The 12,214-nt window shown below is 60.5% G+C and carries 9 protein-coding genes, 1 tRNA gene and 1 pseudogene; 8 read left to right on the plus strand and 3 right to left on the minus strand.

Features of this window, described 5'->3' with window-relative positions:
- Window positions 1–58: 58 nt before the first annotated feature.
- Both folK and folB read right to left on the minus strand, forming a co-directional pair.
- Window positions 59–577 carry a 2-amino-4-hydroxy-6-hydroxymethyldihydropteridine diphosphokinase gene (gene folK / locus QMX97_RS21845; RefSeq protein ID WP_065904649.1) on the minus strand — a complete coding sequence of 173 codons (519 nt, stop codon included), beginning with the start codon at window positions 575–577 and terminating at the stop codon, window positions 59–61.
- The gene (gene folB / locus QMX97_RS21850; protein WP_015886183.1) at window positions 568–921 is read right to left on the minus strand and encodes a dihydroneopterin aldolase; all 354 of its coding nucleotides are present in this window, start codon (window positions 919–921) and stop codon (window positions 568–570) included. The genes folK and folB overlap by 10 nt, the downstream gene beginning before the upstream one ends.
- 74 nt (window positions 922–995) lie before the next feature.
- Between folB and plsY the strand changes: the two genes are divergently transcribed.
- A complete protein-coding gene (gene plsY / locus QMX97_RS21855; RefSeq protein ID WP_065904651.1) occupies window positions 996–1,565 on the plus strand; it encodes a glycerol-3-phosphate 1-O-acyltransferase PlsY in 570 nt (189 codons plus the stop codon).
- 32 nt (window positions 1,566–1,597) lie between these two features.
- On the opposite strand, the gene tsaD is transcribed toward plsY, so the two are convergent.
- Window positions 1,598–2,623: a tRNA (adenosine(37)-N6)-threonylcarbamoyltransferase complex transferase subunit TsaD gene (gene tsaD, locus QMX97_RS21860; RefSeq protein WP_065904654.1), complete on the minus strand. Its 1,026-nt coding sequence runs from the start codon at window positions 2,621–2,623 to the stop codon at window positions 1,598–1,600.
- 202 nt (window positions 2,624–2,825) lie between these two features.
- On the opposite strand from tsaD, the gene rpsU reads away from it, so the two are divergent.
- The 7 genes and pseudogenes from rpsU (at window position 2,826) to QMX97_RS21895 (ending at window position 11,974) form a co-directional block, all read left to right on the plus strand.
- On the plus strand, window positions 2,826–3,041 hold the full coding sequence (gene rpsU / locus QMX97_RS21865) for a 30S ribosomal protein S21 (RefSeq protein ID WP_002551877.1): 216 nt from the start codon (window positions 2,826–2,828) through the stop codon (window positions 3,039–3,041).
- A gap of 444 nt (window positions 3,042–3,485) precedes the next feature.
- Window positions 3,486–5,456, plus strand: a complete 1,971-nt coding sequence (gene dnaG, locus QMX97_RS21870; protein ID WP_065904655.1) for a DNA primase — start codon at window positions 3,486–3,488, stop codon at window positions 5,454–5,456.
- Between the two features lie 67 nt (window positions 5,457–5,523).
- Entirely contained in the window at window positions 5,524–7,374 is a 1,851-nt protein-coding gene (rpoD, locus tag QMX97_RS21875; protein ID WP_065904657.1) for an RNA polymerase sigma factor RpoD, read from the plus strand.
- Window positions 7,375–7,510: 136 nt separating this feature from the next.
- A complete protein-coding gene (locus QMX97_RS21880; RefSeq protein WP_282397591.1) occupies window positions 7,511–11,254 on the plus strand; it encodes an EAL domain-containing protein in 3,744 nt (1,247 codons plus the stop codon).
- A 15-nt stretch (window positions 11,255–11,269) separates the two neighbouring features.
- Window positions 11,270–11,346: transfer RNA gene (locus QMX97_RS21885), tRNA-Ile, on the plus strand.
- 125 nt (window positions 11,347–11,471) lie between these two features.
- Window positions 11,472–11,588: pseudogene (locus QMX97_RS32125) on the plus strand (site-specific integrase); the annotation flags it as partial.
- A 242-nt stretch (window positions 11,589–11,830) separates the two neighbouring features.
- Window positions 11,831–11,974: a hypothetical protein gene (locus tag QMX97_RS21895; RefSeq protein WP_282397593.1), complete on the plus strand. Its 144-nt coding sequence runs from the start codon at window positions 11,831–11,833 to the stop codon at window positions 11,972–11,974.
- Window positions 11,975–12,214 lie beyond the last annotated feature (240 nt).

The following is a 12,214-nucleotide window of genomic DNA, read 5'->3' on the forward strand; positions in this document are numbered from 1 at the left end:
CCGCCGGGCTTGCGGGCGAGCGCGTACCCGGGGTCGCTAGCGCCGGCAAGCGGGACTTCTACAGGAGTGTGTTCGGCGTCAGTTGCTGGCCTTGCCACTCAAATGCGACCGGGGCCAGCACCTGGTCAATCTGTGCATCGCGCCACAGCTCAGCCAGGGTCTTGCCGACCTCAGGGTGAACACGCTCCGGCGCCATCAACGACAGCGGCCACAGCACAAACGCATTCTTCAGGATCTCCGCACGCGGCAGGATCAAACCATCGAAATTGCCCACCAGTTCGCCATACAGCAGCACGTCGATGTCCAGCGGCAGGCCCTTGCGGTCTGGCGCATAGCGACCGTTATCGGCCTCGATGAACTTGAGCCGACGGTCCAGCTCCATCAACGGCAGGTCGGTATAGCCCGACACCACCAGGTTGAAGAAGGGCCCGCTCTTGATGCCCACTGGCTGGCTTTCGAACACCGCCGAGCAGCGCATATCCGTCAAAAAGCTCGCCAGGGCGTCCAGGCCTGCATGCAAACGCGGCTCGCGCTCGATATTGCTACCGAGACCAAGGTAAACCTGAGTTAGCGACATCCGCGCTCGATCTCCACGCCCACGCCCTTGGCAGCCGGCACGGCTCCCGGCTTGGTCAACTTGAGGTGCAGCCAGGGAATCTGGAATTCACTCATCAGCACTTCGGCCAGGCGCTCGGCGAAGGTTTCCACCAGTTGGTACTGGGACTGCTCGGCAAAGGCCTGGATACGCGCGGACACGCTGGCGTAATCCAGGGCCAGGGTCAGGTCGTCACCCGCAGCCGCCGGGCGATTGTCCCAGGCAAAACTCAGGTCCAGGCGCAGACATTGGCGAATGCCACGCTCCCAGTCGTAGGCCCCGATCACGGTGTCGACTTCCAGGCCTTCGATAAACACTCTGTCCAAGCACTCTTCTCCGCAGCACGACAAGGGCGCGATGCCCCGTTAGAATCAGGGCGTCCTCGCCCGGAATAGTTAGCATGTTTTGGTCACTGGCGATTCTCGCCTACCTGCTCGGCTCGCTGTCCTTTGCCATTTTGCTCAGCCGCCTGACGGGAAATCCCGACCCGCGAATGAGTGGCTCAGGCAATGCCGGCGCCACCAATATGTTGCGCCTGGCGGGCAAGAAACTTGCCGTCCTGACGTTGCTCGGCGACGTCTGCAAGGGCCTCTTGCCCGTACTGATCGCCAATGCTGCCGGCCTGTCCCTGCAGCAGCAGGCCTGGGTGGGCGTGTGCGCCGTCCTGGGCCATCTGTTTCCGCTGTACTTCCGCTTTCGCGGCGGCAAAGGGGTCGCGACGGCAGCCGGCATGCTGCTGGGGATCTACCCGCCGGCGGCGTTGCTGGCCGTGCTGGCCTGGCTGCTGACGTTCTACCTGACCCGCACCAGCTCACTGGCCGCATTGATCGCCACCCCGCTCACCCTGCCGTTGCTGGCCTGGCAGGAACCGGCAGCGCTGCTGCCGATGAGCGTGTTGACGCTGCTGATCGTCTGGCGCCACCGGGGCAATTTACGCGACCTGTTTGCCGGGCGCGAACGGCATTTTTAAATACCCCCAATGCGCGCGGCCCACGCTGCACCTCACAGCGGTGACAACTGCTCCATCGGCCAACGTGCCTGCACGCTGATCGCCAGGCTTTCATGTTGCCCGGCCTGCAGGCGCTGGCAACCGGCATAGGCGATCATCGCGCCGTTGTCGGTGCAGAACTCCGGCCGCGCGTAGAACACATCACCCTTCATGTCGCCGAGCATTTTCTCCAGCGAAGCGCGCAAGGCCTTGTTGGCGCTGACGCCGCCTGCGATCACCAGGCGCTTCATGCCAGCCTGTTTCAGGGCACGCTTGCACTTGATGGTCAAAGTCTCCACCACGGCCTGCTGGAACGCCAGCGCGATGTCGCAACGGGCTTGCTCACTGTCGTCCCCGGCGCTGACGCTCTGCTGCCAGGTGTTCAGCGCCGAGGTTTTCAAGCCGCTGAAGCTGAACATCAGGCCCGGCCGATCGCACATCGGGCGCGGGAAGGTGTAGCGGCCCGGCACGCCCTTTTCGGCGAGCCGGGCGATTTCCGGACCACCGGGATAATTGAGCCCCATCATCTTCGCGGTCTTGTCGAATGCTTCACCGGCAGCGTCATCCAGCGACTCGCCCAACAACGTGTATTGGCCGATCCCGTCGACCTGGACCAGCTGCGTATGACCGCCGGAAACCAACAAAGCGACGAACGGGAACTGCGGCGGTGTTTTTTCCAGCATCGGCGCCAATAAATGGCCTTCCATGTGGTGCACACCCAGGGCCGGAATCCCCCAGGCGAAGGCCAGCGCCTGGGCGCAAGAGGCCCCCACCAGCAGGGCTCCGACCAATCCGGGGCCAGCGGTGTAGGCAATGGCGTCGATCTCGGTCGGCACGCAACCGGCTTCATCCAGCACCTGGCGAATCAACGGCAGCATGCGCTTGACGTGATCACGGCTGGCGAGCTCGGGCACCACGCCGCCATAAGCGCGGTGCAGGTCGATCTGACTGAACAGCGCATCGGCCAGGAGCCCGCGTTCACTGTCGTAAAGTGCGACACCGGTTTCGTCGCAGGAGGTTTCAAGTCCCAGTACTAGCATGGGTTTGCGCCTTGTAGAGGCTGAATTCGAAGGCGCGCATAATAGTCGCCACTCCCCCTCCCGACTAGCGGTTTTCGATCAGAGGCTTTGCATTCCGGGCAATGAGGGGTTAACATCCGCAACCCTTAAAAACCGACGACCTCAGCCGCGAATTTTTTGCGACGAGAACGTTGATCCCGGTAATGAAAGAAGGTAGCTCTGGATGCCAGCCGTCAAAGTAAAAGAGAACGAACCCTTCGACGTAGCTCTGCGTCGTTTCAAGCGCTCCTGCGAAAAAGCCGGTGTTCTGGCTGAAGTTCGTAGCCGCGAATTTTACGAGAAGCCAACTTCTGAGCGTAAGCGTAAAGCAGCAGCCGCTGTTAAGCGTCACGCCAAGAAAGTTCAGCGCGAGCAGCGCCGCGCCGTTCGTCTGTACTAATACACAGACGTTCGTAGCAAGCTTCTGCCAAGCCCGGCCCTCAGCCGGGCTGTTGGCATTTGCGGATATCGCTTGATGCTTCACCGTCGACGCCGCACACGCGACCGAGACACTGCTTCACACGTCAGGACTGGCTCTTCTGCCAGCGGTGCACGTCTCTTCTGACGAGCCTAACAAGGCTACTGACGAGCACACTTATTCCATAAACAGGCGATCAACTGGATCGACTGTGCCCATCAAGGCGTTTCCGAGGCCCACCGTTGGCCAATACCGGGCGTCAGGGCAACATTTCCACACCGAAGACTGATTAGAAACTAACGTCAGTGAATATTCGGCAGATACACTTCCGTACACCCCATGCAGACGCTAGATGCTCGAGCACTCGATACGCGCGCTTGAACACTTCACGGGCCCTCATTTACACGCAGTGATGACGAGAACGCCATGGCCGGGCTGATTCCCCAGAGCTTTATTGACGACCTTCTGAACCGCACCGACATCGTCGATGTTGTCAGCTCGCGCGTGCAAATGAAGAAGGCCGGCAAGAACTACACCGCCTGCTGCCCGTTCCACAAAGAAAAGACCCCCTCGTTCAGCGTCAGCCCTGACAAGCAGTTCTACTACTGCTTCGGCTGCGGCGCCGGCGGCAACGCCCTCGGCTTCATCATGGACCACGACAACCTGGACTTCCCCCAGGCCGTCGAGGAACTGGCCAAAGCCGCCGGCATGGAAATCCCTCGCGAGGAAAGTGGCCGTGCGCACAAACCGCGCCAGCCTACCGATTCGCCGCTGTACCCGCTGCTGACGGCCGCTGCCGACTTCTATCGTCAGGCGCTTAAAAGCCATCCGCAGCGCAAGGCCGCCGTCGACTACCTCAAGGGTCGCGGACTCACCGGTGAAATCGCCCGCGACTTCGGCCTCGGTTTCGCCCCACCGGGCTGGGACAACCTCTACAAGCACCTGAGCAGCGACACCCTGCAGCAAAAAGCCATGATCGATGCCGGCCTGCTGGTGGAAAACGCCGAGACCGGCAAACGCTATGACCGTTTCCGCGACCGCGTGATGTTTCCAATCCGCGACAGCCGGGGCCGCATCATCGCCTTCGGCGGCCGCGTACTGGGTGACGACAAGCCCAAATACCTGAACTCCCCGGAAACCCCGGTGTTTCACAAGGGCCAGGAGCTGTACGGGCTGTTCGAGGCGCGCAAGAACAACCGCAACCTCGATGAAATCATTGTGGTTGAAGGCTACATGGACGTGATCGCGCTGGCTCAGCAAGGCCTGCGCAATGCGGTGGCCACCCTTGGCACCGCGACCAGCGAAGAACACATGAAGCGCCTGTTTCGCGTGGTGCCCAGCGTATTGTTCTGCTTCGACGGCGACCAGGCCGGCCGCAACGCCGCCTGGCGCGCCCTCGAAGCCACGCTGTCGAGCCTGCAGGACGGGCGCCGCGCTCGCTTTCTGTTTTTGCCCGAAGGCGAAGACCCGGACACCCTGGTCCGCTCCGAAGGCACCGACGCGTTCCGCGCGCGCATTAACCAGCATGCACAGCCGTTGGCCGACTACTTCTTCCAGCAACTGACCGAAGAAGCCGATCCACGCTCGCTTGAAGGCAAGGCCCACATGGCCACCCTCGCTGCGCCGTTGATCGACAAAGTCCCAGGCGCGAACCTGAAATCGCTGATGCGCATGCGCCTGCTCGAAATCACCGGATTGAGCGGTGAAGCCGTCAGCCAGCTGGTGCACAACGCCCCGCAGGACGCGCCGCCTGCCTACGACCCAGGCATGGATTACGACGCCATGCCGGACTATTCGGATTTCCATCAACCGCAGGAGGCCTACGCGCCACAGCAGGAATGGACGCCGAAAAAACCCGGCGCCGGCGGCAAGAAATGGGACAAGAAGCCCTGGAGCAAGAACGGCAAGCGCGGTGATCGCGACGAAGCCTACGCACCACGCACGCCGGTTGCCGTAGAGGCACCGACGTTGATTGCCCTGCGCACGCTTATCCACCACCCGCAACTGGCGGGCAAGGTTGAAAGTGCCGAACATTTTGCCAACGAGAGCAACACTTACGCTCAGGTGCTGATCGCCCTGATCGAAGCCGTGCAGAAAAATCCTAAGCTAAACTCTATTCAGCTGATGGCTCGCTGGCATGGAACCGAACAAGGCCGCTTGTTGAAAGCCCTCGCGGAAAAGGAGTGGCTAATTGACGGCGATAACCTTGAACAACAGTTTTTAGACACCATTACTAGGTTATCCGCGGGTCAGCACACGCAGACCCTCGATGAACTGATCAAGAGAGCAAGGCAGCCGGGATTGTCGGCTGAAGAGCAAATTCAGATAGCAAAACAGATGCGCGACCTCTTAAAACAGAATGTTTCCGCATCAAACCCGACCTCAGCTGGCGTGTGAGGTCATAGCTCGGGTATAATCCTCGGCTTGTTTTTTGCCCGCCAAGACCTTCAGTGGATAGGGTGTTATGTCCGGAAAAGCGCAACAGCAGTCTCGTATCAAAGAGTTGATCACCCTTGGTCGTGAGCAGAAGTATCTGACTTACGCAGAGGTCAACGATCACCTGCCTGAGGATATTTCAGATCCAGAGCAGGTGGAAGACATCATCCGCATGATTAACGACATGGGGATCCCCGTACACGAGAGTGCTCCGGATGCGGACGCCCTTATGTTGGCCGACGCCGATACCGACGAGGCAGCCGCTGAAGAAGCCGCTGCCGCGCTGGCCGCGGTGGAGACCGACATCGGTCGCACGACTGACCCTGTGCGCATGTATATGCGTGAAATGGGTACCGTCGAGTTGCTGACACGTGAAGGCGAAATCGAAATCGCCAAGCGTATCGAAGAGGGTATCCGTGAAGTGATGGGCGCAATCGCGCACTTCCCAGGCACGGTTGACCACATTCTCTCCGAGTACACTCGCGTCACCACCGAAGGTGGCCGCCTGTCCGACGTCCTCAGCGGTTATATCGATCCGGACGACGGCATTGCGCCGCCTGCCGCCGAAGTACCACCGCCTGTCGATGCCAAGGCCGCGAAAGCCGACGACGATTCCGAAGACGACGACGCTGAAGCCAGCGGCGATGACGAAGATGAAGTCGAAAGCGGTCCGGACCCGATCATTGCTGCCCAGCGTTTCGGTGCGGTTTCCGATCAAATGGAAATCACCCGCAAGGCCCTGAAAAAGCACGGTCGCGCCAACAAGCAGGCAATTGCCGAGCTGCTGGCCCTGGCTGAGCTGTTCATGCCGATCAAGCTGGTACCGAAGCAATTCGAAGGCCTGGTTGAGCGTGTTCGCAGCGCCCTTGAGCGTCTGCGTGCACAAGAACGCGCAATCATGCAGCTGTGTGTGCGTGATGCACGCATGCCGCGTGCCGACTTCCTGCGCCAGTTCCCGGGCAACGAAGTTGACGAAAGCTGGACCGACGCACTGGCCAAGGGCAAGGCGAAATACGCCGAAGCCATTGGTCGCCTGCAGCCCGACATCATCCGTTGCCAGCAGAAGCTGACCGCGCTTGAGACCGAAACCGGTCTGACGATTGCCGAGATCAAGGACATCAACCGTCGCATGTCGATCGGTGAGGCCAAGGCCCGCCGCGCGAAGAAAGAGATGGTTGAAGCGAACTTGCGTCTGGTGATCTCCATCGCCAAGAAGTACACCAACCGTGGCCTGCAATTCCTCGATCTGATCCAGGAAGGCAACATCGGCTTGATGAAGGCTGTGGACAAGTTCGAATACCGTCGCGGCTACAAGTTCTCGACCTATGCCACCTGGTGGATCCGTCAGGCGATCACTCGCTCGATCGCCGACCAGGCCCGCACCATCCGTATTCCGGTGCACATGATCGAGACGATCAACAAGCTCAACCGTATTTCCCGGCAGATGTTGCAGGAAATGGGTCGCGAACCGACCCCGGAAGAGCTGGGCGAACGCATGGAAATGCCTGAGGACAAGATCCGCAAGGTATTGAAGATCGCTAAAGAGCCGATCTCCATGGAAACCCCGATCGGTGATGACGAAGACTCCCATCTGGGTGACTTCATCGAAGACTCGACGATGCAGTCGCCAATCGATGTCGCCACCGTTGAGAGCCTTAAAGAAGCGACTCGCGACGTACTGTCCGGCCTCACTGCCCGTGAAGCCAAGGTACTGCGCATGCGTTTCGGCATCGACATGAATACCGACCACACCCTTGAGGAAGTCGGTAAGCAGTTTGACGTGACCCGTGAGCGGATCCGTCAGATCGAAGCCAAGGCGCTGCGCAAGTTGCGCCACCCGACGCGAAGCGAGCATCTGCGCTCCTTCCTCGACGAGTGATACCAGAACCCCCGGCCCAGGCCGGGGGTTTTGTTTTGTATCGATTTAACTCGACAGATTAACTGCCCCCGCACCACCCCTCCCCCGCAATGCCCGTCTACACTCGAAACATTCCCCGTGCCATAACGAGACCGTTATGCCCAGATTGCCGACTGTGTTACTGCTGTCGCTGCTGACCTGGACCGCAACGGCTGGCGCGTTGACTCTTACTGATGATGAGCGTGGCTGGCTGGCGGACCATCAGGAGCTGCGCCTGGGGGTGGACGCGTCGTGGCCACCTTTTGAATACCGCGACGAAAACGGCCGCTACCAAGGCCTGGCGGCGGATTACGTGCGCCTGATCCAGGACCGCCTCGGCGTGAGGGTCAAGCTGATCGAGCCAGTGAACTGGAGCGCGGTGCTGGAGCAGGCCCGCAACAACCAGCTCGACCTGCTGCCAGGCATCATGTCCACGCCGGAGCGCCAGGGCTACATGGCGTTCACGCGCCCGTACCTGGACTTCCCTATCGTCATCCTGGCCCATGAAGGCGGCGCGACTCCCCGCACCCTGAAGGACCTCTACGGCCTGAAGATTGCCGTGGTCGAGAACTACGCTCCCCATGAGCTGCTGCGCACTCATCATCCCGACCTCAACCTGGTGGCCATGCCAAACGTCAGCTCGACGTTGCAGGCCCTGGCGACCGATGAGGTGGATGCGGTGGTCGGCGACCTGGCCTCCAGCGTCTGGAGCCTGCGCCAGCTCAAACTGGATGGTTTGTACGTCAGCGGCGAGACTCCCTATCGCTACCAACTGGCGATGGGCGTGCCACGAGACAACAAAATGCTGGTGGGCATCCTGGACAAGGTCCTGGCCGACCTCAGCCCGCAGGAAACCGACGCGATCCAGCAACACTGGGTCGGCAGCTTTACCGATCACCGCACATTCTGGACCGATCTGCTGATGTACGGCCTGCCTGCGGTGCTGTTGCTGAGCACCGTCCTGGCCATCGTGATTCGGATCAATCGTCGGCTCAGCTCGGAAATTTCCCGCCGTGTCGCCCTCGAACAGGAACTGCGCAGCAGCGAATATCACTATCGCGGGCTGGTGGAGAGCCTGTCCGCCATTGCCTGGGAAGCCAGCGTCACCGACTTCACCTATAGCTACGTCTCACCACATGCCGAGGAATTGCTCGGCTATCCCCGCGCGCATTGGCTGATTCCGGGCTTCTGGCGCAACATCATCCACCCGGCCGACCTGACGCGGACCGAAGCCTATTGCTACCGCGAAACCCGCGCCAGCCGCGATCACAGTGTCGATTACCGGGTGATCACTGCCGACGGTCGCTGCCTGTGGGTGCGCGACATTGTCAGCCTGATCGAACACGGCCACGAACCGGTACTGCGCGGCTTGATGATCGACATCAGCGAAGCCAAGCGCACCGAGGAGGCGCTGCAACTGTCCGAGCAGAAATTTGCCTCCGTGTTCCAGCAGTGCCCGGACATTCTGGTGATCGCGCGGCTGTCCGATGGCTGCCTGCTGGAGGTCAACAAAGCGTTCGAGGACCAGGTTGGCCTGACGGCCGAGGAAGTGCTCGGCAAAACTGCGACGTCCCTGAATATCTGGGGCATCCCGGGCATCGGCCCCGACCTGCTGAAACGGGTGCAAACCACCAGTATCCGCAACCTCGAAATGCCGTTCCGGCGCAGCAACGGCCAGGCGTTCACCGGGCTGATTTCGGCCGAGCCGTTCCAGCTCGACACCACCGAAGCCTTGGTGGTGGTGGTGCGCGACATCACCCAACTCAAGGAAACCCAGCAACAACTGCAAACCTCCGAGGAGAAGTTCGCCAAAGCCTTCCACGCCTCCCCTGACGGCTTGCTGCTGAGCCGGCAACGCGATGGCCTGCTGATTGAAGTCAACGATGGTTTCAGCCGCATCACCGGCTTCAACAGTGCCACCTCCCTCGACCAGTCCACCCTGGACCTGGGCATCTGGGTCGACCTCAACGAGCGCAAGCACATGCTGGAGTTGATGCACCGCGATGGTTTTGTGCGTGACTTCATCTGCCATATCCGCCGCAGCGACGGGCAGATCCGGCTATGTGAAGTGTCCAGCCGCCCGCTGCCGATTGCCGGTGAAGATTGCATGCTGACCATCGCCCGCGACATTACCGAACGCCAGCTGATGCAGGAAAAACTGCAACAGGCCGCGACGGTGTTTGAAAGCACCGCCGAAGGCGTCTTGATCACCGACATTCGGCAGAACATCAGCGCCGTCAACCGCGCCTTCAGCGAAATCACCGGATACAGCGAGGCTGAAGCCCTTGGCAATACACCGCGCCTGCTCGCCTCCGGCCTGCATGACAGCGCGTTTTACGCCGCGATGTGGCACCAATTGACTGCCCAGGGGCACTGGCAGGGCGAGATTTCCAACCGGCGCAAGAACGGCGAGCTGTACCCCAGCTGGCTGACCATCAGCGCCGTGCGCAACCGCGACCAGATGATCACGCACTTCGTCGCCGTCTTTGCCGATATCTCCAGCCTCAAACTGGCCCAGGCCCGTCTCGACTACCAGGCGCACCACGATCCACTGACCGGTCTGCCCAACCGCACCCTGTTCGAGAGCCGCTTGCAGGCCGCCCTCAATGGCCATCAAGAAACCGGCAAACAGGGTGCCGTGCTGTTTCTCGACCTGGACCGCTTCAAACACATCAATGACAGCCTGGGCCATCCGATCGGCGACCTGCTGCTCAAAGACATCGCGGTGCGCCTCAAGGAGCAACTGCGCGACATCGACACCGTTGCGCGCCTGGGCGGTGATGAATTCATCATCCTGCTCCCCGGCCTGCAACATGCCAGCGACGCCCAGTACCTGGCGAACAAGCTTTTGGCGTGCTTCACGCCGCCCTTCCAGGCCGGCGAACACGAGTTTTTCATCAGCGCCAGCATTGGCACCAGCCTCTATCCCCAGGATGGCACCGACGTCGCCACCTTGGTCAAAAACGCCGACGCGGCAATGTACCGCTCCAAGGCCAAGGGCCGTAACCGCGTCGAAAGCTACACCCGCGACCTTACCGCCCAGGCCAACGAGCGCGTGGCGCTGGAACATGAACTGCGCCGCGCCATCGAGCGCGACGAGCTGAGCCTGTATTACCAACCCAAACTCAGCCTGGAAACCCACGAACTGATCGGCGCCGAAGCACTGATTCGCTGGCGTCACCCCACCTTTGGCGACGTACCGCCCGAACACTTCATTGCCCTGGCCGAAGAGAACGGCATGATCCTGCAGATTGGCGACTGGGTGCTGGAGCAGGCCTGCCGGCAAATGCATGCCTGGCAATCCGCCTTCGATGATTTCGGCCCGCTGTCGGTCAACCTCGCTGGCGCGCAACTGCGTCACCCCGGCCTGTTGGGGCGCATCGAACAGCTGCTGCATGACTACCGCCTCGACCCCGGCTGCCTGCAACTGGAGATCACCGAAAACTTCATCATGAGCCAGGCCGAAGAAGCGCTGGAAGTCCTGCATCAGCTCAAACGCCTGGGCGTACAGCTGGCAATCGATGACTTCGGCACCGGCTACTCGTCCCTCAGCTACCTCAAGCGCCTGCCGCTGGACTTCCTGAAAATCGACCAATCCTTCGTCCGCGGCCTGCCCGACGACCCGCACGACGCCGCGATCGTGCGCGCCATCATTGCCTTGGGCCACAGCATGCAATTCACCATCATCGCCGAAGGTGTGGAGAACCCTGCTCAACAGGCATTCCTCGCCGCCGAGGGCTGTGAACAGATGCAAGGCTACATCGTCAGCCTGCCCCTGCCACCGGAGCTTTTTGCAGCGACGTTTCTTCGTATGGACCTTGAGGACTTTTCGGATAGCACAGCGGAGAAACCATCGTTATAATCCGCGACCTGTTTAGGGCCTATAGCTCAGTTGGTCAGAGCAGAGGACTCATAATCCTTTGGTCCACGGTTCAAGTCCGTGTGGGCCCACCAACTCCAAAGCCGCGCATTGCGCGGCTTTCGCGTTTCTGGCTGGACCATCACAGATACAGTCCTATGGTCCAAGGGTACAATTTAGGTACAGTGCTGGTTTGCCAGCCGCCTAGGAGCCCCCTCTCATGGCTACTCTCGTCAAAACCCCTTCCGGCACTTGGAAGGCGCTCATTCGTAAAAATGGCTGGCCCACTGTCGCCAAAACCTTCCGCACAAAGCGTGATGCGGAGGACTGGTCGAGGCTACGTCTCTCAGACACGAAGAACGACGGCTCCCGAACCGTTCCAATGAGCAAGCGCGCCACTGAAGTGTTCAAAGCTGCGATGGATAGCCCGGTGCGACCTATCGACTCCAATCTGGTGTTTTCGGTGAGAATGGTCGCGGGGAGCATGGGGCATCGGGCCAATTTGCATCATGATGCTGTTGTTCGGGCAGTTCACATCAGAATGGTTCGATAGCTGGTCCGCCCAGGTGATTACATACATTGCAAATCGCGCTGGTGGTCACAGTGCTCAGCTTCGGGATCAAGTTTTTCTCTTCGCTGACAGGCGACATACTCGCAACACCCGCTGACTACCCCATCGCCACATTTCTGGAACTTCTGGCGGTGACGGTCGCGGTGTTGTAAATGTTGCAGCAAGCCAACGCTTTTGCTGGGAGCCTTGCAGGCGGGTTATCAAGTACAGGACTCACCCTACGCGGAATCGCAAGCGGTGCCGTTTCACCGATCACCAAAGGCCTAACCGACAGTCCACACGCCGCGACATGCAGTCGGGGCAAATGGTCACCGCTGGACGACTGAACCACCTTGCGGCTGGTAACAAAGCCTGGAACCCCGCGTACCGACAGCACGTCATGCAGAACATGG

Source organism: Pseudomonas sp. PS01298, assembly GCF_029959745.1.
Lineage (GTDB): Bacteria > Pseudomonadota > Gammaproteobacteria > Pseudomonadales > Pseudomonadaceae > Aquipseudomonas > Aquipseudomonas aylmerensis.